Below are 23,900 nucleotides of genomic sequence, written 5' to 3' on the forward strand. Positions count from 1 at the left end.
GGTTAGGTGAAGCCTCCCTTGCGGATCAATTCTTCCTTCTCATGCCGGGTGAGGCGCTTGATCTCCTCTTCGCGCCTCTGGCCCCATGAGCGGCTCTCCCCCTCTTCGGCGTAGAGCAGTTCCACCGGGCCGCGGCCGCGTGTGTACTTGGCCCCTTTCCCCTCATTATGCGCCCGAATCCGCCGCAGCAGCTCGGTCGTATAGCCGGTGTAGAGCGTGCCGTCCGCACAGCGGAGAATATAGACAAAATGGCTTTTATGCGAGGGAATCCCGCTTACCGTAATAGACTTCCTGCAGTTCATCACAGTATACCTCTTCCGCTTCGTATACAATCAACGGCGGCTGAATCCGCAGCTCCGGTTTGCCGCCGCGCATCCCTTCGATCAGCACGATGTTGGGCTCGGCGTCGCGCTTCGGATGAACGAATCGCATCCGTTTCGGTTCGATGCCGTATTGGCGCATCAATGTCACGATATCGATCAACCGGGTGGCGCGATGCACCAGCGCGATTTTCCCGCCGTTCTTGGCCAATTGGCTGCTGACGCGAATCACGTCCTCCAGATTCAGCAGGATTTCATGCCGGGCGATCGCGTAGTGCTCGTTGAGATTCTGTTCTCCGCTGGCGGCCGGCATGTACGGCGGATTGCAGGTGATCAGGTCAAACGCGCCATGTCCGAACCGGCTCACCGCCTCTTTCACATCGCCATGATGCATGGTGATGCGCGATTCCAGCCCGTTGATCAGCACGTTGCGCCTCGCCATGTCGTAAAGCCGGGGCTGAATCTCCAGGCCCTCAAACACCGCTTCGTTGGACCGGGTGCTCATGATCAGCGGGATGGCTCCATTGCCGGTACAAAGATCCATCACGCGCCCCCGTTTGGGCACAGAGGCAAAACGGGCCAGCAAAACCGCATCCAGCGAGAAACAAAACACTTCCCGGCTCTGGATAATCTTCATGTTGTGTGTCAGCAAATCGTCGATCCGCTCCGATTCGTAGAGCGGTACCTTGTTTTCCGCTTGCATATCCGGGTACCCCTTCATTGGTGCTGTTTGGTGCTATGAAAAAAGACCCGACCAACGCATCGGTCCAGGTCATTTGTGAACGGCGCCGCTCAGGAAAGAGAGGCAGAAGAGACAGTCCCCTTCCTTTCGCAGGCTTCCGTAGTGGACATTGCAGATATGGAATCCTTCTGCATACAGCCGGGCGAGATTGTCGTAGGCTTCCCCCACGAACTTCCTCTTGTTTTTCGCCGCCTGCCCCTGTCCGGCGTTCTTCGCCGTCTCCGGCGATGGCGGCTCTCCCGGCTTTTCGTGCAGACGCTTCCGCAGGTGTTCGTTTTCAACGAGCAGTTGTGCATTCTCTTCCATCAATGCCACGATGACGTCTTTCAGTTCCCCGATTTCCCGGTACAATTGACCGACTTTCTCTTCCATCAGGGTCATCTTGACGAAGATCTCTCGTTTATCCACTTCTCCACCCCATCTCCGCTACCGATGCAGTTTAATCCTTCGCCGCCTCGCTCAACACGATCTCATCCAGCGCAAACTCCAGCACCCGCGACTTTTCCAACAGCTCCACCTGGACGGTCAGATCCAGGATATTGACGCTTACCACGCGCCCTTCTCCCATGGGAGTCATGACATGGGCGCCTACATCAGGCAGTTCTTCCTTGGAGTCTTCATAATTGTCATTTTCAAATTTCAGACAGCACATCAGCCTTCCGCACAGGCCGGAGATTTTGGACGGATTGAGGGAAAGATTCTGATCCTTCGCCATTTTGATGGAAACGGGTTCGAAATCGCCGAGAAAGGTGGAGCAGCAGAGCAAGCGGCCGCACGGTCCAATGCCGCCCAGCATTTTTGCTTCGTCCCGTACGCCGATCTGGCGAAGTTCGATCCGCGTGCGGAAAACGGCAGCCAAATCTTTCACCAGTTCGCGGAAATCCACGCGTCCGTCCGCGGTAAAATAGAAAATGATCTTGTTGCGGTCAAAGGTATATTCCACATCGACCAGCTTCATGTCGAGCTTGTGTTCCCTGATTTTCGTCTGGCAGATGGCAAACGCGCTCTTGGCCGCTTTCTTGTTCTCTTCCACCTGATTGGCGTCCCGTTCATCCGCGACGCGAATCACTTTCTTCAGCGGCAGCACCACATCCGACTCGCCAACCGTCTTGCGGCCGACGACCACTTTGCCGTATTCGATCCCTCTCGCCGTTTCGACGATGACATGGCTGTCCTTTTCCACCGGCAGCTTGTCCGGATCGAAGTAATATATCTTACCCGCTTTTTTGAAGCGGACGCCTACTACCTCGTACAAGGTTTATCCCTCCTGGATTTGGAGAACCAGCCTCTCTAGCGCCAACTGGGGGTTGGCATTTCGCTCTATCCGTTTTCGTGTTTCCATGACCAGATCGATTCCGTGCAAGAGCTCGGCTCGAGTCCATACCAAGGCTTGTCTTGATAGCACATCCTGTTGGTCGCTATTGATCAGACGGGTCTCTCTTCCCACTTGCACATAAAGGATATCGCGCAGCCAAAGGATGAGCAAATCCAGAAAGAGGGGCAGTTCCTCCTTTAAACTGTCATTCTTGCCAAACAGATCCTGTATGGTCATCAGCGCAAGGGAATTGCGCTGTTTCATCTCACTCACCAATTGTATCACTATATTTCGAAGCTGTGCAAACCATTCTGACTGGCAGTATTCCCGGGCCTGTTCCAAATGTGTTGTAATGTGGGAAGCCGTTCTGGCCAGCCCCGGAGCGATGCCCTCCGCTTGCAGCCGCCCGGCAATCACCTCCGGGGAAAGCGGTGCAAACACCATCACCTGACAGCGGGAGAGAATCGTCGGCAGGACGGCATGGCTGTTCTCGGTAAGCAGAATGGCCGTCACGCCCGCCGGAGGTTCTTCCAGAAATTTGAGCAGACTGTTGGCCGCCTGGGTGGTCATGCGGTCTGCATGCTCCAGCACATATACCTTGCGCCCCGACTCCACGGCCCGCATCATCATCTCTTTTTGCAGCGCCCGCACCTGATCGATCTTGAGGGTGGCGCCATCCGGCACGATCACGTGCACATCGGGATGGTTCCCCGCGTCAATGCGGCGGCACTGCAGACATTCGCCGCAAGCGTCGCCCGCAAGCTCCGTGCAGAACAACGACTTGGCCAAATGCAGCGCGATTTTCTTTTTTCCCGAACCACGGGGGCCGGCGAACAGATAGGCATGAGCCAGCCGGTCATGGCGCAGGCTGCCGGCGAGCAGCTCCGCCACCCGCGGCTGCTCGCTGATATTCTTCCACGTCATCTATGTCACACCTAGAAATACAGATTGATCAACATGCCGCGAATCTCGCCGATGCGGGCCAACAGATCGATCATCGGCGCCTGGTCGCTCAACAGGTCATCCGCCAGCTGCAGCAAATGGGAATCCACTTCCTTGATGATCTTGTACAGCCGGCTTCGGCCGCGGCGGTTCATCCCCTTGCGGTCATCGAGGGCGACGCCGAACTTCACCGCTTCCTCCATAAACCGTTTGACCAGGTTCTTGTAATGATAGAAGTCGCGAATCGACCGGGAACGGGCCAGAATCTGTCCCTGCCTGTCGATCTCGTTCAGGAGCTGCGTCAGCCGCTCCTGCGACATGCGTTCCTCTTCGTCCTTCACCAGCTGGCCAAAATTTAGCCTTTCCAGCGAAGCGTTCCTGCGCGTTTCGTTTGGTTTTAACGGATCGAAATGCGGGCGCAACCCGTCGCCGATTTTCATACCCTCACCTCCGCCGCAAGATGTCCTGCCCGTTCTTAAAAGGAATGGAAGCTTTCCACATCCAGCACAAACACCGCAGCGCCGCCCACCTGCACCTCGAGCGGATACGGCATGAACGAATCCACCGCATTGCCGAGAGGAGATACGGGTGTCACCATTTGCTTCCGGGACTTGCAGCTCTGCGAAATGATGTCGATAACGTCCTGAACGCTTTCGTCACTCGTGCCGATCAGAAACGTGGTATTGCCGGCCCGCAGGAAACCACCCGTACTTGCCAGCTTCGTTGCGCGAAAACCGCTTTTCACCAGCATTTGAGACAGCCGACCGCTGTCCTTGTCCTGTACAACGGCGATCACCATTTTCATTGTATCTCACCCTTTCCGCTTGGTGTTATGTGATGGAAGGGAGCCACCGCAAGAAGTCAGCGAGCACTTCTTGCGCAACGGCTTCCACCGATTGAGTGGCATCAATCACGCGGATGCGCGCGGGATGTTCTTTCGCAAGCGTATGGAACCCTTCCCGCACACGCTCGTGATAGGCGGCCTCTTTTTGTTCGATCCGGTCAAGGCCGGCTCGGGCTTGCAGCCGTGCCCGTCCGGCGGCCACTGGGATATCCAGCAGGTAGGTGCGATCGGGCACAAGCCCCCCGGTTGCAAACTCATTGATTTCTTTAATTTTATGCACAGGCAGTCCCAATCCAAACCCCTGGTACGCCAAACTTGCATCGACAAAGCGGTCGCAGACGACGATCGTGCCCCGGGCGAGCGCGGGGAGCACTTTTTCCCGCACGTGCTGGGCACGGGAAGCGGCATAGAGAAGCGCCTCCGTCACATCGTCCATCTCCCTGTGGGAAGGGTCCAGAATCAGCCCTCTGATCTTGTCGCTAATCGCGGTGCCGCCCGGTTCGCGGGTGACGAGAACGTCATGGCCCCGCTGCGCCAGGGCTTCGGCAAATGCTTTTACCTGGGTGGTCTTGCCCGCGCCGTCCGGTCCTTCAAAGGTGATAAACAAGCCCCTCAACGGTTGTCCTCCTTCTTCCTCAGGCGATCGTTTCGATCGTGGTCAGTTCGGGATCCTTGATGCCGTGAAAACGTGCGCCGCCTGCCGCCAGCTCCTGCAAGAGCGCGAGCACCTCCGCGTCGATGCGCTCGCCGGGCGCGATCAGCGGAATGCCGGGCGGATACGGAATCACCATCTCCGCGCATATTCTGCCGGCCGCTTCCGCAAGCGGCACCGTCTTTTTCGGCGCATCAAACGCTTCGTGCATCGGCATCGCCTGCTCACGCAGAAAGCTGGAAGCGAGGAGCCCGACAGGAAACGGCGCATCGCCTGCATGCATCGGGGGAACATCCACGCTTTCGAGGAGTTGCCATACATGTTCGACGTCTGCCGGCGAAGTTCCTGTTGACGCGGCCAGCAGCACGTGTGCCCGTTCCGCCAGTTCCGGATAAATGCGGGCCTCCTCCAGCAGCTTCTGCAAGTCGTAGCCCGTCCATGCGCGTGTCCGCAGGCTCAATAGCAGCTTGAGCGGATCGTGCGTGGTATAGCCGCTGTTTTCGGCAAGGACCGGCAGACAGAGCCAGTCAAGGTTCGCAATGCGCTCACGCAGCCGATCCACCAGCGGCAGCACGCGCTCCAATTCTTTCCTCGCTTCTAACACCATATGCCTCCTGGCCAGATCAAGTGAAGCCATCAGCGGATAGGAGGGGCTGGATGATTGAATCATCCCCAGGATGCGCTGGAGGCGGTCGCGGTCAATGCGCGGCCCCTGCACGTGCAGCATGGAGGACATGGTCATCGAGGTGCCCATCTTGTGCGTGGATTGGACGGCCGCATCCGCCCCGCACTGCATGGCGGATGGCGGGAGCGCCGGATGGAAGCCGTAATGGGCCCCGTGCGCCTCGTCCACCAGCAGCGGTACGCCAAAGCGATGCACCGTGGCCGCCATCTTCGTCAGGTCGATTCCCATCCCGTAGTAGGTCGGGTTGGTCAGAAACACCGCTTTTGCATCGGGATGGGCCGCGAGCGTCCGCTCCACATCCTCCCGCCGGAGCCCCGCCGCCACGCCGCTCTCCCAGTCGACAGCCGGCACAATGAACACGGGTATGGCACGCGCCATGATGATGCCGTGATACACCGACTTGTGGCAGTTGCGCTGCACCAGGATCTTCTCTCCCGGCTTGCACACGGTCATGATCAGGGCCAGATTGCCGGCTGTGCTGCCGCCGACGAGAAAGCGGGTCCACTCCGCCCCAAACGCTTCCGCAGCCAATTCCTGCGCCTTGGCAATCACTCCTTCCGGCTGGTGCAGATCATCCAGACCGGATATTTCCGTCAGATCGAGCGGCAGGATCGATTGAAACCGGGCACGTCCATGGGCATCGAAGCTCGTCCCCATCTTGTGGCCGGGCACATGGAACGGATGCGGACGGCGTCCGGCATGCCGCTCCAAGGCCTCGAACAGCGGGGCTCGCCGCTGTCTTTCCCAAAACTCCCCTCTCTCTTCCAAGCCTCCGTCACGTCCTTTGTCTATGTTTAGCTCCATTGTATCATGGTTCTGCGGGCAATGGTCGGCAAAAAGCAAGCGGGCACCAGCTGAACCGCTGATGCCGCTGTCGGACAAAACCCGTCGTCCAAAATGGCTACGCATTCTTTCGCAGCCATATTTGCCTCATTTGGTGAATGAAAAACGGATACTTCTCGTCGCTGACGTCTGTTTTCACCATCTCTTGCTCGCAAGGCTGGCAGATGAACTGGTCCCAGATGGCGATGCCGGCTGACCGTTCCTGTCCGCAGACGATGCAACGCTGACTGCTGCTTTCCATGGTTTAACGCCCACTCTCTTCCGTAATCTACCAAACATTATACCCTATTCTAATCCGTTCCATTCCCAAACGTTCGTGTTTTGACCCAAAGTTCGATACGGGATTGCAAATCCTTCCGCTTCGGACAGCGGATAACAGGAGCAGGCGTCGATGACGAACGGCTGGCGCATCAGGGAGACGATCACATGAAGCCCGAGCTCCCTGATCCGCTGATCCGCGTCCGCGATCACCAGCAGATCGGCCTGCGCCAGCGTATCCTCCAACAAGGAGGGCTCGTTCGTCTTTTCCGCCTCTGCCGGATCGTACAAGCGCACCTCCCTGACGCCTGGAACGTGCATGGCGATGGCGTTCCACAGCCGCTTGGGCCCCCAAAAGGCAAGGCGGTCAACCTTCGTTTTTTCCCGTACCTTTCCGCACTGGCGGGCCAGCCAGGCGACGATCTCCCGCTCCCATTCCGGGGTCGCCGCTTCCCTGCACAGCCAACCCTGGCCGATTCGCGCATCCATGCCGAGCGCCTGCGCCACCACTTCCAGCCGTGCTCCCGACGCGTCACACCGCTCGCCCAGCTGCAGGTAGAAACGCTGCTTCCATGCCAGATAGAGCGGCAGGTGGCGGACGGCCTCATCCACCTCGATGCAGCGGCAGAGAAGCGAGATCAGCCCCCTTTCCGCGAGATGCCGACGGAGGCGATGGACCCATCTCCCGCGATGGTCGCCGCCGATGAGCGCCCGGTTCTCGCCTTCCCACAGACAGAGGCGAACCACCTCGACGGGCACATCCAGACCCTCTGCCATCCGATCGGCAAAGCCATAGGGGATCTTGTGCCCCACAAGCAGCAGAACGGCCGGTTCCCCGCCGCTCCGGACAAGCGCTGCGAGCCGCTTCTGCAGCAGCGGCGCGTCGATGGGCCTGTCGACGAACACCCCAGCCGCTGCGCTGCCGGTAGCGCCTTCGTTTTCGGCAGGCGGTAACAGGGTGAGGCCCAGTCTGGCTGCAACGGCCATCTGTTCCTGGCCGGTCTCCATGCCGATCAGCCTGATCTCGTCTCGCGGCACCGGTCGTGTTCCCCCTTTGGGCATTGATTATCTTGGTTTATTCTTTCCCAAAAACGAAGCCGATGGCATCGCCACCGGCTCCCGTTTGCAGGCAAAGTTCGTATCGGAGCAAGCACAGGAAAACCGTTCTCTGTTATAATCAGGGAAAGATCATCCGTCCCGGCTGCCGCTTGCCGGAAAGGAGTGCTTCCGTGAAAGAACAAACCATCTACAGCTACAAGCTGCTCCATCGCTTTCGCTGGGGCGCTGTCGGTTATCTGCTGCAGTTCGCTGTTCTGGCTGCCGGGCTGGCGGCCGCTTCCCTGGCCGCCCTTGTGCCGCTATCCGAGTTGATCGTTTCCCTGTCCATCCTGGTGATCGTACCGGTTCTGCAATTCCTGCTGTTCCGCCTGTACGCCTATTCCCGCAGCCAACAGACAAGGATCACTCCCGATACGCTGTTTTCTCCCTGGTGGGGGGCCGGCACCGCCGTTCCCGTGTCGCTTTCCTTCTTTCGACAAGCGGAGCTGACCGTCATCCTCGGCAGCGTGCTGAGTGCCGCCGGTTTGTATGTCTGGCTGCCAATCTCCTATGGGCTCTCCCTGGCAGCGGCTGCGGCCGCTCTGAATCTGCCCCGCCTGTTTTCCCTGCTTGCCTCCCTGCGCCAGCCGCAGCAGTGCCGGGTGAAGTATGAGTGGAGAAGCGTGGCGTTTCTGTTGACGGATGGCTGACATCAGGGGGAGCGATCGACTCCCTTGCCCCCAAATGCCGCCTTATGACGATTTCTTGTTGTCATCACTTTTGCTGTCTTCGTTTTTTGCAAATGCAGGGTCCTCATACGTCACGCCGTATTTCTTCTTCAGCTCCTCTATCCAGTCGCTGTAGTGGTCCTGGCGGTTCCTGTCCGTCAGCTTCTCCTTGATCTTGGGTGTCGCTTGTTCCAGCGTTGGCGTCGGTTTTCCGAGCTTTTCCTTGTGCTTCTCATAGTACTCCTGTATCTGTTTCTCCGTAACCGGATAGGCCTGATCCAGCAACTTGTCCCGTGCCAAGAGCAAGGACAATTTGTCACGCAGTCCCTGCTCGTCCAGCTGCCTGTCTTTCAAGAACTTCCGGAATTTTTCTTCCGTTCCCAATTCTTTTTTGAGTTCGGACACTTTCTTGTCGATCTCCGCCTCACTGACTGCTATACCCTGCTGCTTTACTTCCAGCTTCACAAGTTCGTCAGCCACCAGCTGGTTGAGCACCTTCTGGCCGTATTTGTCTTTCATGGCATCATAGAGCTGCGTCTGGGTAATCGAGATGCTGCCTACCTTGGCCACCACCGGATCATGATGCTGTTCCCGCGAAACTCCCAGGATGACAAGCGCCAAAAGCAAAATGGAGATCGCGACTGCGGTTGCGTCAAATTTTTTCATGGTTGCTTCCTCTCTTTCCGCCTATCTGCATTCCGTATTATAGAGAAGAGTTATGGGAGAAAAATGGAACATCGCTTCCACAATCTTTCCACATTTCCGCTGTGCGCTTCCGCCATGCTGCGTTGTACCTGGGATCTCATCCATTAATCCGATGCGCTGCAAAGCCCCCAAAAAGACGAAAAGCCCGCTCCATGTTCGTTGAGCAGGCTTTCGTCACTTGTTTCCCGGACTGAACCTGATGTTAACCGAATGCTCCCTTATGCATGCGAATCTCGTCAGCATGCTGGGAGGTCACGTCATGATATAAAGCTTGATGACAATCAACGCCAATACCCCGGGAAGCCGCAGGAATCCTGCCAGGAGCGCCGTCACCGGATTGATCGGGATATGGAAACCGGCCATTTCTCCCACCAGGTTGGCAAAGAACAGGAGTATGGCCCCGATCACCAGCTGCAAAGCCGCGACTCCGAGCCAGCGAATGGGACGAGCCACCGACTTGCTGACGGATACCAACAGCAAAAACCCAACAACCACCAGGGCGATCAGCCATTCCATCGCTCCTCTGCCTCCCCTACGCCTTTGTCCCTGCATACTGGCGGCGCATTTTCCCCAGCAAATACATGTAGCGTTTTTCCGTCAGCTGCAGGTAGTAGATGGCGTCTTCCACCTCACTCTCCTCGGACAGATCAACCAGCTGCTTGGCATTCTGCCAATCCCGCTGGGCCTGATCCACCGCATCCGGCAGCGACCAGTGGCTGCCGCCGATGACAAGCGCCGCTTTTTGCCTCTTCCACCAATCCATCTTGCCAGCCTCCCGATTCCCTCATAAATGAACCATCACGCTGAACAGATTGTTCAAACTGTGCAGGATGATCGCTCCCCACAGGCTTTGAAACCGATGCCGCAGAATCCCGAGCGCCAGCCCGATCGCAAACAGGGGGGCGAACAAGGCCGGGTCTACATGCAGCAGCGCAAACCAGAAGCTGCTCACCCCGATGCCGATGATGGCCCCGAAGCGGTGCACCAGGTACGTCTGGATCACGCCGCGAAACAGAATCTCTTCCGCCAGCGGCACAATCAGGCCGACAATCGCCACGTTTGCCCAGAAATGCAGGGGATCGCGGGATTGGGAAGCGAGGATTTCCTGCTGAATCTGCTGCTCCCTTTCCGAATCCAGGGAGAGATGAAACAGGTCCGCCACCGGGTTGGTGACGACCAGATCGAGGACAAACAGGATCAGCCCCAACAGGAGCAGAATGGCGGCGAGCATCCGTCCCGGTCGGCGGGGGCGGCAAAATCCGAGCGCCGTTCCCCTTCCCCGGAAGCGGAAAAACGCAACCGCCAGGATAAAGAACTGCAGGGAAGCGGACTCCAGCATGCCCGCAGCCGTCCCTTCCGCAAACAGCGTCGGGGGCAGAAACAGCTCCGTGACGAACAGAAAGACGATTTGCAAGAGCTGCAGCCAGGCACACGTAACAATCACATCCGTACCGGAAACCATCCGGGAGGGCCACAGCCCGCCTCCTCCCCTGATCCGTTCCCGCGCCCACTGAATGAGGAATCCGATGCCGCATACCAACGTCAGCAGACTGACGCCCAGCACAAACAGGATGATCCCGTCCCCTGGATCTTCCGCCGTTCTGACCACCCAGCGCCCGTCTTTTCCAGGCACAAAACGGATAGTCGTCAGCTCTGCCAAAGTCGTAAACAGAAACCCGAGAAACAGAGGGACGGCCCAGCGCCTGGATCCGCGTGTCTCTCTGCCGCTCCCCACCGGAACTTCCAATCCTGTCTGCATCTTCTCCCTCCTATCCCTACTCTATGTCTTGTCCGCCCGGAAAATAACCCCAACCATTCTCCTTGATAAACATCTGAATCCGTCCGCTGTTCAGAAAAAATACGCCCAGCCAGAGCGTTCACTCTGCCGGGCGGACCTGCTAGATTTCGCGTCGGCCTTCCAACGCTTTGGAGAGGGTCACCTCGTCGGCATACTCCAAATCCCCGCCGACCGGCAGCCCGTGCGCAATGCGCGTAACGCGAATGCCAAACGGCTTGATCAGGCGGGAAATATACATGGCTGTCGCCTCCCCTTCGATATTGGGGTTGGTGGCGAGAATCACTTCTTTTACCTTTTCATCGCTTAACCGCTTCAACAGATCGGGGATGCGGATATCCTCCGGCCCGATGCCATCCATCGGGGAAATGGCCCCCTGCAGGACATGGTAATACCCTTCGTACTCCCGGGTCTTCTCCATCGCCACCACATCCTTCGGCTCCTGTACGACGCAGATGGTGGAAGGGTCGCGCCGCTTGTCACGGCAGATGTGACAGGGATCGATATCCGTGATGTTGTTGCAGACGGAGCAGTAGTGGAGCTGCCGCTTGGCGTTGACCAGCGCTTTGGCCAGATCAAGCACATCGTCCTCTTTCATGTTGAGGACGTAAAACGCCAGCCGGCCCGCGGTTTTCGGGCCGATGCCCGGCAGTTTCATAAACCCTTCGATCAACTTCGATACCGGTTCCGGATAATACATGGTTACACTGGCTCCTTTGGGCTGTTGCGTGCTGCCGTCCTAGAACAGACCGGGGATATTCATGCCTCCGGTAAAGCGTCCCATCTCTTTCGCCACCAGCTCGTCAACGCTGCGCAGCGCATCGTTCACCGCCGTCAGCACCAGATCCTGCAGCATCTCCGCATCTTCGGGATCAATCACTTCCGGTTTGATCGCGATGTCGAGAATCTGCTTGTGGCCGTTGGCTTTCACCACCACGGCGCCGCCGCCTGCAGAGCCTTCCACCACTTTCTCCTTCAGCGCTTCCTGGGTTCTTTGCATTTCTTCCTGCATCTTTTTCACTTGTCTCATCATTTGCTGCATGTTTTTCATTTTGACAGTCCTCCTTGTTTCGTCACTCTTTGACTTCCAGCAGCTGTTCGCCAACCAGCTTGAGCGCTTCCGCGATCAGCGGGTCCTGCTCCTCCGTCTCGGCCGGCGCTGCCGCCGACCCGCCCTCGCCTTTTTGCGCTTCCACGCTTTGCCATTCTTCTTCCATCACGGACAACAGGGCCAGCTGTTTGCCCGTCACCGTCTGGATCGCCCGCTCCACGACGCTCTTCAGTTCCGGCTCCATCGTCTTGTCGCGGTGAATGGAGCTGGTGAAAGCCACCAGCAAGGTCGAAGGGCTGGCCGCCACCGGCTGGCCGGCGACCAACCAGGCCTGATACTGGATTTTCACCTTCTTGACTTCGGCCAGGATCTGGCTCCACGCGCCGCGGATCTTCTGGGTCAAGGCTTCATCATACCCGCGCACCGCTTCGCGCAGCTTGGCAGCCGATACCCGCGATCCGCCGTTTCCGCCCCCTGCCGCTGCGGCACGGCGCGGTTCACGCGGCTTGGGTTCGCTGCCGGCAGCCGCTGTCGTGGCCTGCGGGAGCGCTCCCTGCCCCTGCAGAACCTGCTGCAGCTTCTCCTCCAGCGCCCGGATGCGCCCGGTCAGCGCGGCCAACTCGTCGGCGCTTGCCACCTGGCCGGCGCTCTCCGCCTTCTGCGGCAGCTGGCACAGCTTCACCAGCGTCAGTTCCACCAGCACCCGCGCATGGGTGGACCATTTCAGCTGCGTCAGCGCCTGGTTCAGCACCTCGATGATCTCATACAAGGCGGGCAGCGAATACTGCCCCGCCACTCCCGCAAACTGCTCGTCAACCAGCGTGCGCTCCACGATCTCCTGCAGCTTGGGCGCCGTCTTCAACAGCAGCATGTCGCGGTAGTAATACAGGAAGTCCTGCAGGAAATGCTCAGGGTCTTTCCCCTGCACCATCACCTGATCGAACGCTTCCATCACGCCCGCCACATCGCCAGCGGCAACCAGCTTGGCCAGCGCGGAAAAGTAGGTCTGGGTGACGGTTCCGGTAATCTGCATGATGTCGGCTGCGGTGATCGTCCGGCCGCTGTAGCTGATCGCCTGATCCAGGAGGCTCAGGGCATCGCGCATGCCTCCCTCCGCCATCTTGGCAACCAGCTGCAGGGCCTGCGCCTCCGCCTCCACCCCGTGGGCCGTACAGATCTGCTGCAAGCGGGCCACCATCTCCGCCAGCGGAATCCGGTGAAAATCAAAGCGCTGACACCGGGAGATGATTGTGGCCGGCAGCTTGTGCGGCTCCGTCGTCGCCAGGATGAAGAGGACATGCGACGGCGGCTCCTCCAGCGTTTTCAACAGCGCGTTGAAAGCCTCCGTGGTCAGCATATGCACTTCGTCGATAATATACACTTTGTATTTGACATCGCTTGGCGCGAACTTCACCTTGTCGCGAATGTCGCGGATTTCTTCCACTCCGCGGTTGGAGGCCGCGTCGATCTCCAGCACATCGGTCACCGCGCCCTCGGTGATGGCCGCGCAGGTTTGGCATGCGTTGCACGGTTCCCCGTCCTGCGGCTGTTCGCAGTTGACCGCCTTGGCCATGATCTTGGCCGCGCTGGTTTTTCCGGTTCCCCGCGGTCCGTTAAACAGATAGGCATGGGAAAGCCGTCCTTCGCGAAGCGCATTGCGCAGGGTCGTCGTCACATGCTCCTGCCCCACGATGTCGCCGAAGGTTTGTGGCCGCCATACGCGATATAACGCTGTATAAGCCATTCCGCTGCACTCCCCATCGAACTGTCCATATCCTATACATTATACAATAGGAGGGCTCTTTACAAAAGGAGAGCCGGGAAGGCAAATAAGACGGATCTTGAACACCGATCCCGGTCTCCGCGATCCGCCGCTGTCGGTCGTAATCCAAACACTAGACAAAAGGGAGCAGAATGTGAAACGTGGTGCCGAATCCTTTGGACGACACGCGGATCTGGCCGCCGATATCATGGATGATCTTCTGGCAGACGGAGAGTCCCAGCCCGGTTCCCTCTTCCTTTGTTGTGTAGAATGGATCAAAAATTTTGTCAATTACATAGGGGGGGATTCCCGGCCCCGTGTCGTGGATGTCGATGCTGAGCCGCTCGCCGTCGTCCGTGATATGGTGGGTGATCTGCAGTATCCCTTCGTTTCCCATCGCCTCAATGCCGTTTTTGCAGATATTGAGAAAAACCTGCTTCAACAGTTCCGAGTCGCCCACCACATTGGGCAGCTGCCCCCGGGAGTCGAACCTTACCTCGATGCCGTGCAGGATGGCCTGGCTCTCCACTATCGGCATCAACTCCTCAAAGGCAAGGTTCAAATCAACCAAGGAATACTGCACATCCCGCGGCTTGCTGAGCAGCAGAAACTCATTGACCAGGGAATTGATCCGGTTGATCTCGGTCAGCATGATCTCCGTGTACGATTTTTCCCGATCCATGCCCATGTCGGTAAAGAGCTGGGAGAACATCTGCAGGAACCCTTTGATGGAGGTCAGCGGATTGCGGATCTCATGGGCGGTGCCGGCGGCGATCTGGCCGATCATGGCCAGCCGTTCGTTGCGTTCGATCTTCTGTTCAATGGAGCGCAGATTGGTAATATCTTTAAACAGAACGAACGCCCCCAGCGTTTCGCCGCTCTCGTCCTGCAGCGTCCCGGCATCCACCAGCAGTTCGAAGCGCTGGTTGTTGTAGGACCAGTACATCGGTTTGCTTTGCAGTTTCACGCCTTTCAACAGGTCGCGCTGAATCAGCCGGTGTTCCTCGGGCACGCCGGCAAAAACCTGATCGATATGTTTATTGAGAACCTGCGCGCGCTCCGCACCCAGCAATTTGCACGCCAGCTGGCTGATTTCGACGATGTGCCCTTCCCCATCGACGATCACCATCCCCAGGCTGGTATCATTGCTGAGCTTCTGTATAAGCCGAAGCGGCAGCGGGTAGCGCATATCCCTGTTCAGCTGGAACAGATGGATCATATACTGCGCCTCTTCCGCCTGATACAGGATCATGGCCGTGCTTTTTCCGCTCTTTCCCTGTTTGCTGCGCCACTCCACCTCGGCGGGCACAACCTTCTGCCGCTCTTTTTCCAATATATTCCGGTAAAACTGTTCCATCGTCCCTTTATAGGGAAGAATCAGATGAAAGGGCTGGCCGAGGATCTCTTCCCGTGCATACCCTGTCACCCGCAGCAGGATTTCATTCACTTCCAGTATGGTACCTGTTCGATCAACCAGGAAAACGGCATTGGGTAGTTGTTGCATAAACTGCTGCAACCGTTTCGGCGAACCGGAGAGTTGCAAGGAAAACGTTTCCTCCACTGTCGTTCCCCCCATCTATGATTCTCGTGAACAGATGTTACGGGTAAATTCGCTAGAGGAGAGGCGATGCCCTGCCTTGTCCGGTTCGTTGACAGGTAAAATGTTTCGCCATAATCCGGCAGAATGTTACAAACGGGAAAGAAAGAGAAAAAAGCGGCACACCGACCATTCTCGGCATGCCGCTTGGTTCAATCCGTATATGTATGAGAGCAGGGTGGCGGCTGGGGATCAGGCTTCCCTGCGGCACACACGAATGACCACTTATGGCTGCTTCCTCCCGGACCTGACCAGATTCGCGGGTTCGTGTTGCACAGGACCCAATCCGTCGCCACCATGGCAATCCCTTGCGAGACTGCCTATCTAGCATAGCAAAGAAAATCCCGCCCTGCAAGTCATAATCCTCACCAACGGAGGAAAGGTTCCCCTTTGCCAGCATCATTCACACAGGGAAAGACCAGGAGCTTTGGTCAAGCACAATTGCCCGGGCAATATCGACACGCTGCCCAATCATCCGCAACAGAAAACGTGTCGGGGTCTAGCGCGGAATCAACGGCAGAACGATTGCCGACGGATGATCCGGATCGTGGAAAATGACCTGTTCGGCCACCGCCATCTCGGCGGACTGCCCGAGCGGCGCACCCGTGTTGAGGTTCCGGTCATATTTGGGAAAGGCGCTGGAAGCGATCTCCACGCGAATGCGATGTCCTTTTTTGAAGAGATGGGACGTATTCCAGCAATCGATCTCATATTTGTAAATGCGCCCCGGCTCGATCAAGGACGGCCGGTCCATCCCCTCCCGGAAGCGGGCCCGCACCATGCCGTCCGTCAGCCGTTGGGCATAACCGTTCGGCCAGACATCCAGCAGCTTCACCATAAAATCGGTGTCGACCGCGCTGGAGGCGGCATACAGCTCCATTTTGATCGGGCCCGTCACTTCCACCTCTTCCGGCAGCGGCTCGGTGCTGTAGACAAGCACATCATCCCGCCGTTCGATCGCCGCATAATCATCCGGCCCGCCGATCTGCGAAGAAGTCATATCGGTGATGAAAGGCACCGGATTGGCTGGATCGTATGTATACCGGTCCGCGTCTGCTTCGCCGCCGGATGCCGGCAGCTCCGTCGACAACCAGCCGTCTCCGAAGCGGCTGTTGGCGCGTCCCTGGCTGTGCAGATAGAACCGGGTCCATTCCGTGCGGGCCAGCGGCCACTCCTGCTCGTCGCGCCACCGGTTCTCCCCCATCACGAAAATGCGCACAGGCGGCTCCTGCATGATCCCGTTGTCCATCCCTTTCAGCCAATAATCGAACCAGCGCCGCTGGTACCCTTTCAGGTCGATGAGCGACTGCGGCCCGAAGTCAATGTCGCCGATTTTGGCGGAGGTATTGATCTGGTGCGTCCACGGGCCCATCAGCAGCTTCTGGCTGCGCCGCGCCTTTTCGCTGGCCGCTTCCCGGGTCATTTTGGCAAAATTGAGCGGCGTTCCCACCTGTTCGTCATCATACCAGCCGGAGATATGCAGCACCGGGAGATCGATCTGGTCGAACTTGTCCTGATAACAGATGCGTTTCCACCAATCGTCCAGATACGGGTGCTCCAACTCCTCGCGCCACACGGCGGAAGGCTTGCCGGTCAGCTCATCCATGGTGGCGAGCGGCAGATGCCAATAGATCGATTCCCAATCGATCACATCGACGTTTTGCATCACCCGTCCGCTGGTCATGTACAGCCAGCAGAGATGGTGCGGCGTCGGCACGCCCGTCGGCCACTCCACAAACGGATCGGACGGCGTCACCGCACAGATCATCGCCCGCAAATGGGGCGGCTTGGTCAGGGCCGTCAACCACTGAATGCGGGCCAGATAGGAGCCGCCCATCGTTCCCACATCGCCGGTGCACCACGGCTGTGCAGCGGCCCATTCAATACAGTCGTATCCATCTTGCGCTTCGTTGAAGTACGGCACGAACTCCCCGTCGGAATCGCAGCGCCCCCGCACGTCGACATATACCACGGCGTATCCGTAAGAAGCGTAATAGCTGCCGTTCTCGTGGGCGGCCTTCGTATTTTTCATGTACGGGGTACGCACCACAATGGCCGGATACCGCCCGTCCGCTTTCGGCCGGTACACGTCGGCCGAGAGCGTCACCCCGTCGCGCATGGGAATCCGGATGTTCCGTTCGATGCGAATCTCCTGGGTAGCTGTGTCAGGCGAGGTCATGAGCTGCTCCTCCTTTCACCAGGTCATGGTAGGCTTCGATCAACCAGGGATGAACCACCTTCAGCGTATCCCGTCTCTCCCACAGGTAATGTAGATAGGCAAAGGCCGCGTGCCTAAGCGAAATGTCCAGTCCTTTCTTCACCTCGTTCAGATAGGGCGGTGTCCCGGGCTGATCCCACGACACCTTATCCGCCACAAACAGCATCAGATCAAGCGGCGCCGCGTTTGCCTTCAAGGTGGTATGGCATTCAATCGCGCTCAGGACCGCCTCCTCTTCCACGCCGAATATCTCCCGGGCCATCACCTTGGACAGCTTCTGATGCACGATCATCGGAAACGCTTCTTCCTCGGGCAGCACCTCCAAGCCAAGCCGCCGTGCGGCCTCGATGCGCCCGTGATTGGGAATCACGTCGCTGATATCATGCAGGTAGCCCGCCGCTTTGGCGAGCACGGGATCATGGCCCCACCGCAGCGCAAGCGCCTCGGCCTCCAGCGCCACACGCCGGCAATGCTCTGCGGTTTCCGAACGTCCATGCCGCTCCAAAAAACGGCGCATATCCTCTTCCAAATTGCCCGTCCGTACAAATCCGTCCACGAATGGCCGGAATACGTCATGCAAAGAGCCCACCTCCATTCGTCTGAATTTTATCACGAATTGCCCCTTTTCAAAATATTAGGCACCGGAAAAACCTCCGGTGCCTGCAGTTGTTTCCGCCACTGTCCGCTGCAATCGTCGATCCGCAGATTCCATGCCAATCCGTCAGTTTTCCCTTTTCTGCAGGAGGACAGCGATAATGATGATGCATCCTTTCACCAATCCCTGCAGATATGGAGAGACGTTCATCAGGTTGATCATGTTGTTTAATACACCGAGAATCAAGACCCCAAACAAGGTGCCGAGAATACTTCCCTTGCCGCCGGATAATCTCGTTCCCCCGATTACGACCGCCGCAATCGCGTCCAATTCATAGCTGATCCCCGAGCTGGAGGAAGAAATGGAATTCAAGCGGGAGGATTCAATCACCGCAGAAATGCCTACCAGCAGCCCGCACAGGGTATACGCCGCCATTTTCACGCGATTGACTTGAATGGCAGAAAGGAGGGCCGCTTTCTCATTGCTTCCGATGGCATACACATGGCGCCCGAAGCGTGTCTTTTTCATGATGGTATAAATCACAAGGACTGCCGCAAAGAACAGGTAAACGGGATACGAAATCCCCAGGAGTTCACCGTTGGCAATTTGGGTGAAGCCGTCCACCTTTCCGGTTGAGCTGCCGCCATCCGCAAAGTACAGCGCGATCGAGCGGGCGCTTGCCATCATGCCGAGGGTCACGATAAACGGAGCGATTTTTCCCTTCGTGATCAGGGTGCCATTCACGGCGCCAATCAGCATCGCGCACAGGATGGTCGTCGCCACCCCCATGAATATGCTTCCCGTATGGTTCATGACGGCGATCCCGGCTGCGCCGGAAAGAGCCAGCGAGGCCCCGACCGAGAGATCAAAGCCACCGGATAAGATGACGATCGTTTGACCAAGGGCGATGATTCCGATGATCGCCACCTGCCGAAGAATGTTGATCAGGTTTCCGGAGGTGAAGAAGTTTTCATGGACAAAGGCCGCGATTACTATCAAGATAGAGAAGGCAATGATGACACTGTATTGTTCCCATAAGCGTTTGATGTTGATCGATCTCTTAGGCAGTGTCTGCTTGTGATTTGGCACCGGTTGCATACATCATGATCCTCCCTTCCGTCGCTTCCTCCCTGTCGAGGATCGCGGTCACGCGCCCCTGATACATCACCACGACGCGGTCGCAAAGCTTTTGGATTTCCGGTATTTCCGATGAGAGAACAATAAAGGACTTCCCTTTTTCCGCCAGCTCCAGGATGAGCTGATAGATTTCACTTTTGGCCCCGACATCGACCCCCTGCGTCGGGTTATCCAGGATGATGATATCGGCGTCCGCTTCCAGCCATTTGGCAAGGATCACCTTCTGCTGGTTGCCGCCGCTCAGGCTGGTAATGGGGAGTTCGGGGTTGCCCGCTTTGATATTGATTTGTTCTCGATACGCCTGGAATTTCTCCCTCTCCCTCTTTCTCTCTATGAACCCGAATCGCAGCACTTTTCCCAGGGAAGCTAGCGTGAAGTTCTCCAGAATGCTCATATCCTTGATGATGGCACTTTCCTTGCGATTTTTCGGCACGAAGCCAAGCCCGCTGGCTAAAGCCTGTTTCGGATGCCGGATGACCGCTGTCCTGCCCTTGATCCATACCTCTCCTGCCGTTTTCGGCCGGTATCCGAATAACGCTTCCATCAGTTCGGAATGTCCCGCACCGGAGAGACCGGTAAATCCCAGAATTTCTCCTTTGCGCAGGGTAAACCGAATGTCATGGAAGGCCCCGCCATGCAGGCCGTTTGCTTCCAAGACAACCTCCCCCAGGGCTCTGGGCCGGTAAACCTGCTGCTTTAAAACCTCCTTGCCGACCATGGCCTGGGCAATTTTCTCCTCGTCGGTATCGGCGATGCGGCCCGTGGAAGACAGCTCACCGTCACGAAGAACGGTGTAGCGGTCACAGAATTGGATCACCTCTTGCAGTTTGTGGGAAATGAAAATGATGGAAACGCCTTTGCTCCTGAGCGTCCGCATCACGTGAAAAATATGCTGGATTTCCCTGTCGGTCAGAGATGTCGTCGGTTCATCCATGATGATGATGTTGGACTCGTTCAGCAGCGATTTGGCGATTTCAATCACCTGTTTCAGAGATGCGTCCAGCTTCCCGACGATGGCTTCCGGATCGAGTTGCACGCCAAGCATATCCAGGATGCGGCGGGTCTCCTGAATCATCCGCTTCGCATCAACGAACCCGTACGCGGAGACCATTTCGGAGCCCAGAAACAGATTTTCGTAAACGGTCATATCGGGGATGAGGTTCAATTCCTGATGGATAAAACTGATGCCACATCGTTTGGAATCCTGCGGACTGGAAATGCGGACCGGCCTGCCATCCATCCAGATCTCCCCTGCATCAGCCGGAATCACGCCCCCCAGAATATTCATCAGGGTACTTTTCCCCGCACCATTCTCACCCAGGAGCGCGTGGATCTCTCCCTCATTCACGGAGAAATCCACGCCCTTCAGCGCTTGTACCCCGCCAAACGACTTTGTTATGCCTTTCATTTCCAGCCGGATGCGGCTCATGCTGCGACCTCCTTCCGCACTGAATCCGGTAAAAGGGGCAAGCGGGATGCTTGCCCCTTTCAAATTTCTCAATATTCGGCATCTGCTTTGTAATATTGGTCGACATTCTCCTTCGTCACTTTTTCTGCCGGAAGGACCGTATCCTTTTGAGCCGGTTGTTTGCCGTTCACAATGTCAACCGCCACTTTTACCGCTTCTTTTACCATGAGCGGAGAGTACGTAAAGGTTGCCAGGGTAATGTCCGTCGCATCCTTGATTTCCTTGTAGAAATCCTTTGCTCCGCCAGCACCGGTCACATACTTGATGTCCGTGCGCTTGGCTTCGCGGATGGCTTGCAGGGCGCCCAAGGCCATCTCGTCATCAATCGTGTAGACCGCATCGATCTGGCTGTGCGCCTGCAGGAAGTTCTGCATCACCTCGTATCCCTTTTCTTTGCGGAATTCGCCGTTTTGGTCGGCCAAAATCTTGATATCCGGATATTTCGTATTGATCACTTCGGTAAAGCCTTGGACACGCTGTGTGGTCACCGAACTGGGAGGTCCGGAGATAATCACCACATTCCCTTTCCCTTTGAGCTGTTCGCCAAGGAACTCGGCGGCATTTTTCCCGATCCCGACGTTGTCCCCTTTCACCAGGGCCGTGTAGTTGCCGTTCGCCACTTCACGGTCGAAGACGACGAGCGGAATGTTTGCCGCTTTTACCTTATCGGCTGCAGGCGTCAGCGCGTCCGTTTCCATGGGCAGCATCACCAGGGCATCCACCTTTTTGGTGACGAGGTCTTCCACATCGTTCGTCTGCTTGTTGGGGTTATCCGCCGTCGTCATTTCCACCTTGACGCCCAGCTCTTCCCCTTGCTGCTTGGCATAATCAATGACCGCGCCCATCCAACCGTGGTCCGCATGCGGGAAGCTCATCCCGATTACTTTCTGCGCATTCTGCCCGGACGCCCCCTGGCTTGGCGCATTTTGCTGGGACGCCTCCTGGCCGCCGCAACCGACCAGGGATGCCGCCAATACCCCCGTAAGTGCCAGCATTGTCAAAGCATTCATTTTCTTCATGTGTCAAAACCCCCTTTTATATTGAAAAAAATGAGTTACTTTCCCTGCAGCGCAGCATGGAGCAGATCGGAGACGCTGACCCAGGCCTTCATCTCCGAGGACTTTTCGACAGCCTCCAGGACAGCCTGGTTGCGCATGCCGTCCTCAAACGAAGGCGATACCTTTTTGCCCTCAGCTATCCCTTTCACCAGTTCGTACATCATGCTGATAAAGGTGTGCTCATAGCCGATGATGTGACCGGACGGCCAGTAGTTGCCGGTATACGGATGAACGCTCTCCGTCACGTTAATGGTGCGGAACCCCTGCAGCCCGGGCTCATCGTCGGTGAAATAGACATCGAGCAGGTTCATATTCTCCAGATCCCAGCGTATCGACCCTTTGGACCCGTTGATCTCGATCTTGTTCTTGTTCCGGTTGCCTGCCGCAAAACGGGTTGCTTCAAACACGCCGAGCGCCCCGTTTTCAAAGCGGGCCAAAAAGGCGGCGGCGTCATCCACATCCACGACGCCCGTTCCCTCTTCCCTGGCGGCCTGCAGTCCGCCCGCCATCTCCCCGAGGGGCCGCTCCTTGATGAACGTCTCCATCATGCCGCAAACCTCGGAGATCTCTCCCACGAGAAAGCGGGCCAGATCCAGGATGTGTGAGGCGATGTCCCCCAAGGCTCCGCTACCCGTCACTTCTTTGCGCAGCCGCCATACCAGCGGGAAGGCGGGGTCCATTATCCAGTCCTGCAAGTAGCTGGCGCGGATATGATAGATTTTCCCGAGGCGCCCTTCGGCAATCAACTTCTTCGCAAATTGGATGGCCGGCGCAAAGCGGTAGTTGTGGGAAATCATATGGATGACGTTGCTTTCTTCGGCTGCCCGCCACATCTTCACCGCTTCCGCCAGATTCATGGCCAGCGGCTTTTCACAGATCACATGCTTGCCCGCCCTGACCGCTTCCAGCACAATCTCCGCATGACTGTTGTTGGGCGTCCCCACATCGATCAGATCCACATCATCGCGGCGAATCACTTCCCGCCAGTCCGTTTCCCAGGAGGCAAAGCCGAATTTCTCCGCCGCTTCCCGGACTCCGGCTTTGTCCCGCCCGCAGATCACCTGCAGAACCGGCTGGAGCGGAGAATCGAAGTAAAAAGGAACATCCCGGTACGCATGGGAATGCGCTTTTCCCATAAATTTGTAGCCGATCATGCCGACGCGCAGCTGTTTTCCGTTTACGCCCACCATATTTCCTTCACCCTTTCTTTGATCATCAGCCCCTGCAGAAGGGCCACCGCCTTGGCAAAGCCCTCCTCGACGGACATCAGGCAGTCCTCGTGCTCAATGGACACAGCCCCTTGATAGCCAACCAGCTGAAGGGTGCTGATGATGTTTCGCCATTCTTCTTCGCCATGTCCGTACCCGACTGTCCGAAAGATCCATGACCGTTTGAGGCCGTCCCGGTAGGACTTGGTATCCAGCACGCCGTTGCGCGCCATATTGTGCCGATCAAACCACGTATCCTTGGCGTGAAAATGATAGAGTGCCCCCGCCTTGGCCAGTTCCTTGATGCATGCGAACGGGTCCATCTGCTGCCAGTACAGGTGGCTTGGGTCAACATTGACGCCGATGTTGTCGCCAGCCTCCCGGCGCAAGCGAAGAGCGGTTTCCGTATTGTAGACGACAAACCCCGGATGCGGTTCGATCGCCGCTCGGACGCCGTGTTCCTTCATAAACGCGGACATGCTGCGCCAGTAGGGAATCACCTTCTCCTGCCATTGCCATTCCAGCACCTCCTGATGCTCGGGAGGCCATGCACACGTGACCCATACGGGATTTCGGGACGCTTCCGATTCCCCGGGACAGCCCGAGAAGCCGATCACGGTCTCCACCCCTAATTTTTCGGCAAGAATGACAGCGTTTACAAAATCCTGATGAAACTGTGCGGCGATTTCCTGATTGGGATGAAGCGGATTGCCGTGACAGGAAAGGGCGCTGATCTCCAACCCCCGTACCTCAATCATCGACCGGAACGCCCGCAAATTCGCCTCATCTGCCAGCAGCGCTGCGGCATCGGCATGTTTTTTCCCGGGATATCCGCCTACCCCGATCTCCACCGTTTCCAAACCGTGGCTTTTGATCACGTCCAATGCTTCCTCAAGGCTGCGATCGCTGAAAAGCACGGTAAAAATCCCCAACTTCACG

Annotated in this window: 27 protein-coding genes and 1 other RNA gene; 1 reads left to right on the forward strand and 27 read right to left on the reverse strand. The window is 57.3% G+C overall.

What is annotated here, in order from left to right:
- Nucleotides 1–2: 2 nt before the first annotated feature.
- From G3578_RS15140 to G3578_RS15190, 11 genes are all read right to left on the reverse strand, one after another.
- Entirely contained in the window at nucleotides 3–302 is a 300-nt protein-coding gene (locus G3578_RS15140; protein WP_165213798.1) for a GIY-YIG nuclease family protein, read from the reverse strand.
- Entirely contained in the window at nucleotides 256–1,023 is a 768-nt protein-coding gene (locus G3578_RS15145) for a tRNA1(Val) (adenine(37)-N6)-methyltransferase (protein WP_165213799.1), read from the reverse strand. Before G3578_RS15145 ends, G3578_RS15140 begins: the two co-directional genes overlap by 47 nt.
- 69 nt (nucleotides 1,024–1,092) lie before the next feature.
- A complete protein-coding gene (gene yabA, locus G3578_RS15150) occupies nucleotides 1,093–1,470 on the reverse strand; it encodes a DNA replication initiation control protein YabA (protein ID WP_165213800.1) in 378 nt (125 codons plus the stop codon).
- Nucleotides 1,471–1,501: 31 nt separating this feature from the next.
- Nucleotides 1,502–2,317 (reverse strand): PSP1 domain-containing protein, encoded by an 816-nt coding sequence (locus G3578_RS15155; protein WP_165213801.1) that lies wholly within the window; start codon nucleotides 2,315–2,317, stop codon nucleotides 1,502–1,504.
- A 3-nt stretch (nucleotides 2,318–2,320) separates the two neighbouring features.
- Nucleotides 2,321–3,301 carry a DNA polymerase III subunit delta' gene (gene holB / locus G3578_RS15160; RefSeq protein ID WP_165213802.1) on the reverse strand — a complete coding sequence of 327 codons (981 nt, stop codon included), beginning with the start codon at nucleotides 3,299–3,301 and terminating at the stop codon, nucleotides 2,321–2,323.
- Nucleotides 3,302–3,312: 11 nt separating this feature from the next.
- Entirely contained in the window at nucleotides 3,313–3,759 is a 447-nt protein-coding gene (locus G3578_RS15165; RefSeq protein WP_165213803.1) for a YaaR family protein, read from the reverse strand.
- Nucleotides 3,760–3,794: 35 nt separating this feature from the next.
- Nucleotides 3,795–4,124: a cyclic-di-AMP receptor gene (locus G3578_RS15170; RefSeq protein WP_165213804.1), complete on the reverse strand. Its 330-nt coding sequence runs from the start codon at nucleotides 4,122–4,124 to the stop codon at nucleotides 3,795–3,797.
- Nucleotides 4,125–4,149: 25 nt separating this feature from the next.
- Nucleotides 4,150–4,779 (reverse strand): dTMP kinase, encoded by a 630-nt coding sequence (gene tmk / locus G3578_RS15175; protein WP_165213805.1) that lies wholly within the window; start codon nucleotides 4,777–4,779, stop codon nucleotides 4,150–4,152.
- 19 nt (nucleotides 4,780–4,798) lie between these two features.
- Nucleotides 4,799–6,268 (reverse strand): aminotransferase class I/II-fold pyridoxal phosphate-dependent enzyme, encoded by a 1,470-nt coding sequence (locus tag G3578_RS15180; protein WP_241254642.1) that lies wholly within the window; start codon nucleotides 6,266–6,268, stop codon nucleotides 4,799–4,801.
- Between the two features lie 133 nt (nucleotides 6,269–6,401).
- Nucleotides 6,402–6,584: a sigma factor G inhibitor Gin gene (locus tag G3578_RS15185; protein WP_165213807.1), complete on the reverse strand. Its 183-nt coding sequence runs from the start codon at nucleotides 6,582–6,584 to the stop codon at nucleotides 6,402–6,404.
- Between the two features lie 44 nt (nucleotides 6,585–6,628).
- Nucleotides 6,629–7,639 carry a hypothetical protein gene (locus G3578_RS15190; RefSeq protein ID WP_165213808.1) on the reverse strand — a complete coding sequence of 337 codons (1,011 nt, stop codon included), beginning with the start codon at nucleotides 7,637–7,639 and terminating at the stop codon, nucleotides 6,629–6,631.
- Between the two features lie 191 nt (nucleotides 7,640–7,830).
- On the opposite strand from G3578_RS15190, the gene G3578_RS15195 reads away from it, so the two are divergent.
- Nucleotides 7,831–8,349 carry a hypothetical protein gene (locus tag G3578_RS15195; RefSeq protein WP_165213809.1) on the forward strand — a complete coding sequence of 173 codons (519 nt, stop codon included), beginning with the start codon at nucleotides 7,831–7,833 and terminating at the stop codon, nucleotides 8,347–8,349.
- A 42-nt stretch (nucleotides 8,350–8,391) separates the two neighbouring features.
- On the opposite strand, the gene G3578_RS15200 is transcribed toward G3578_RS15195, so the two are convergent.
- The 16 genes from G3578_RS15200 to G3578_RS15275 all read right to left on the reverse strand — a co-directional run bounded on the left by G3578_RS15200 (nucleotide 8,392) and on the right by G3578_RS15275 (nucleotide 23,899).
- The gene (locus G3578_RS15200; RefSeq protein WP_165213810.1) at nucleotides 8,392–9,033 is read right to left on the reverse strand and encodes a SurA N-terminal domain-containing protein; all 642 of its coding nucleotides are present in this window, start codon (nucleotides 9,031–9,033) and stop codon (nucleotides 8,392–8,394) included.
- Nucleotides 9,034–9,324: 291 nt separating this feature from the next.
- Complete coding sequence (locus tag G3578_RS15205; RefSeq protein WP_165213811.1) at nucleotides 9,325–9,588, reverse strand: pro-sigmaK processing inhibitor BofA family protein; 264 nt, start codon at nucleotides 9,586–9,588, stop codon at nucleotides 9,325–9,327.
- A 16-nt stretch (nucleotides 9,589–9,604) separates the two neighbouring features.
- Nucleotides 9,605–9,835: a DUF2508 family protein gene (locus tag G3578_RS15210; RefSeq protein WP_165213812.1), complete on the reverse strand. Its 231-nt coding sequence runs from the start codon at nucleotides 9,833–9,835 to the stop codon at nucleotides 9,605–9,607.
- 21 nt (nucleotides 9,836–9,856) lie between these two features.
- Nucleotides 9,857–10,831: a CPBP family intramembrane glutamic endopeptidase gene (locus G3578_RS15215; RefSeq protein WP_165213813.1), complete on the reverse strand. Its 975-nt coding sequence runs from the start codon at nucleotides 10,829–10,831 to the stop codon at nucleotides 9,857–9,859.
- A gap of 139 nt (nucleotides 10,832–10,970) precedes the next feature.
- Nucleotides 10,971–11,567, reverse strand: a complete 597-nt coding sequence (gene recR / locus G3578_RS15220; RefSeq protein ID WP_165213814.1) for a recombination mediator RecR — start codon at nucleotides 11,565–11,567, stop codon at nucleotides 10,971–10,973.
- Nucleotides 11,568–11,606: 39 nt separating this feature from the next.
- Complete coding sequence (locus G3578_RS15225) at nucleotides 11,607–11,918, reverse strand: YbaB/EbfC family nucleoid-associated protein (RefSeq protein WP_165213815.1); 312 nt, start codon at nucleotides 11,916–11,918, stop codon at nucleotides 11,607–11,609.
- A gap of 22 nt (nucleotides 11,919–11,940) precedes the next feature.
- Nucleotides 11,941–13,662, reverse strand: coding sequence for a DNA polymerase III subunit gamma/tau (dnaX, locus tag G3578_RS15230; protein ID WP_165213816.1), 1,722 nt, complete (start codon nucleotides 13,660–13,662; stop codon nucleotides 11,941–11,943).
- A gap of 151 nt (nucleotides 13,663–13,813) precedes the next feature.
- Nucleotides 13,814–15,241, reverse strand: a complete 1,428-nt coding sequence (locus G3578_RS15235) for a PAS domain-containing sensor histidine kinase (RefSeq protein ID WP_481752749.1) — start codon at nucleotides 15,239–15,241, stop codon at nucleotides 13,814–13,816.
- A 223-nt stretch (nucleotides 15,242–15,464) separates the two neighbouring features.
- Nucleotides 15,465–15,564, reverse strand: an RNA gene (gene ffs, locus G3578_RS15240) — signal recognition particle sRNA small type.
- Nucleotides 15,565–15,776: 212 nt separating this feature from the next.
- On the reverse strand, nucleotides 15,777–17,456 hold the full coding sequence (locus G3578_RS15245; RefSeq protein WP_165213818.1) for a CocE/NonD family hydrolase: 1,680 nt from the start codon (nucleotides 17,454–17,456) through the stop codon (nucleotides 15,777–15,779).
- Nucleotides 17,443–18,084: an HD domain-containing protein gene (locus G3578_RS15250; RefSeq protein ID WP_481752750.1), complete on the reverse strand. Its 642-nt coding sequence runs from the start codon at nucleotides 18,082–18,084 to the stop codon at nucleotides 17,443–17,445. The genes G3578_RS15245 and G3578_RS15250 overlap by 14 nt, the downstream gene beginning before the upstream one ends.
- Nucleotides 18,085–18,216: 132 nt before the next feature.
- Complete coding sequence (locus tag G3578_RS15255; RefSeq protein ID WP_165213819.1) at nucleotides 18,217–19,188, reverse strand: ABC transporter permease; 972 nt, start codon at nucleotides 19,186–19,188, stop codon at nucleotides 18,217–18,219.
- On the reverse strand, nucleotides 19,151–20,656 hold the full coding sequence (locus G3578_RS15260) for a sugar ABC transporter ATP-binding protein (protein ID WP_165213820.1): 1,506 nt from the start codon (nucleotides 20,654–20,656) through the stop codon (nucleotides 19,151–19,153). Before G3578_RS15260 ends, G3578_RS15255 begins: the two co-directional genes overlap by 38 nt.
- A 68-nt stretch (nucleotides 20,657–20,724) precedes the next feature.
- Nucleotides 20,725–21,714, reverse strand: a complete 990-nt coding sequence (locus G3578_RS15265) for a substrate-binding domain-containing protein (protein ID WP_241254644.1) — start codon at nucleotides 21,712–21,714, stop codon at nucleotides 20,725–20,727.
- A gap of 35 nt (nucleotides 21,715–21,749) precedes the next feature.
- Complete coding sequence (locus G3578_RS15270; protein ID WP_241254645.1) at nucleotides 21,750–22,943, reverse strand: Gfo/Idh/MocA family protein; 1,194 nt, start codon at nucleotides 22,941–22,943, stop codon at nucleotides 21,750–21,752.
- On the reverse strand, nucleotides 22,931–23,899 hold the full coding sequence (locus G3578_RS15275) for a TIM barrel protein (protein WP_165213821.1): 969 nt from the start codon (nucleotides 23,897–23,899) through the stop codon (nucleotides 22,931–22,933). Before G3578_RS15275 ends, G3578_RS15270 begins: the two co-directional genes overlap by 13 nt.
- Between the last annotated feature and the right edge of the window lies 1 nt (nucleotide 23,900).

Source organism: Brevibacillus sp. SYP-B805 (genome assembly GCF_011059135.1).
GTDB lineage: Bacteria > Bacillota > Bacilli > Brevibacillales > Brevibacillaceae > Brevibacillus_F.

Excerpts from the sequence above, each read along its gene's own strand:
- holB (WP_165213802.1), bottom strand. The coding sequence starts at position 3,301 with ATGACGTGGAAGAATATCAGCGAGCAGCCGCGGGTGGCGGAGCTGCTC.
- G3578_RS15260 (WP_165213820.1), bottom strand. The coding sequence starts at position 20,656 with ATGAGCCGCATCCGGCTGGAAATGAAAGGCATAACAAAGTCGTTTGGC.
- dnaX (WP_165213816.1), bottom strand. The coding sequence starts at position 13,662 with ATGGCTTATACAGCGTTATATCGCGTATGGCGGCCACAAACCTTCGGC.
- G3578_RS15270 (WP_241254645.1), bottom strand. The coding sequence starts at position 22,943 with ATGGTGGGCGTAAACGGAAAACAGCTGCGCGTCGGCATGATCGGCTAC.
- G3578_RS15215 (WP_165213813.1), bottom strand. The coding sequence starts at position 10,831 with ATGCAGACAGGATTGGAAGTTCCGGTGGGGAGCGGCAGAGAGACACGC.
- G3578_RS15265 (WP_241254644.1), bottom strand. The coding sequence starts at position 21,714 with ATGAAGAAAATGAATGCTTTGACAATGCTGGCACTTACGGGGGTATTG.
- G3578_RS15255 (WP_165213819.1), bottom strand. The coding sequence starts at position 19,188 with ATGCAACCGGTGCCAAATCACAAGCAGACACTGCCTAAGAGATCGATC.
- G3578_RS15210 (WP_165213812.1), bottom strand. The coding sequence starts at position 9,835 with ATGGATTGGTGGAAGAGGCAAAAAGCGGCGCTTGTCATCGGCGGCAGC.
- G3578_RS15225 (WP_165213815.1), bottom strand. The coding sequence starts at position 11,918 with ATGAAAAACATGCAGCAAATGATGAGACAAGTGAAAAAGATGCAGGAA.
- G3578_RS15185 (WP_165213807.1), bottom strand. The coding sequence starts at position 6,584 with ATGGAAAGCAGCAGTCAGCGTTGCATCGTCTGCGGACAGGAACGGTCA.
- G3578_RS15145 (WP_165213799.1), bottom strand. The coding sequence starts at position 1,023 with ATGCAAGCGGAAAACAAGGTACCGCTCTACGAATCGGAGCGGATCGAC.
- recR (WP_165213814.1), bottom strand. The coding sequence starts at position 11,567 with ATGTATTATCCGGAACCGGTATCGAAGTTGATCGAAGGGTTTATGAAA.
- G3578_RS15170 (WP_165213804.1), bottom strand. The coding sequence starts at position 4,124 with ATGAAAATGGTGATCGCCGTTGTACAGGACAAGGACAGCGGTCGGCTG.
- G3578_RS15200 (WP_165213810.1), bottom strand. The coding sequence starts at position 9,033 with ATGAAAAAATTTGACGCAACCGCAGTCGCGATCTCCATTTTGCTTTTG.
- G3578_RS15245 (WP_165213818.1), bottom strand. The coding sequence starts at position 17,456 with ATGACCTCGCCTGACACAGCTACCCAGGAGATTCGCATCGAACGGAAC.
- G3578_RS15165 (WP_165213803.1), bottom strand. The coding sequence starts at position 3,759 with ATGAAAATCGGCGACGGGTTGCGCCCGCATTTCGATCCGTTAAAACCA.
- G3578_RS15205 (WP_165213811.1), bottom strand. The coding sequence starts at position 9,588 with ATGGAATGGCTGATCGCCCTGGTGGTTGTTGGGTTTTTGCTGTTGGTA.
- G3578_RS15140 (WP_165213798.1), bottom strand. The coding sequence starts at position 302 with ATGAACTGCAGGAAGTCTATTACGGTAAGCGGGATTCCCTCGCATAAA.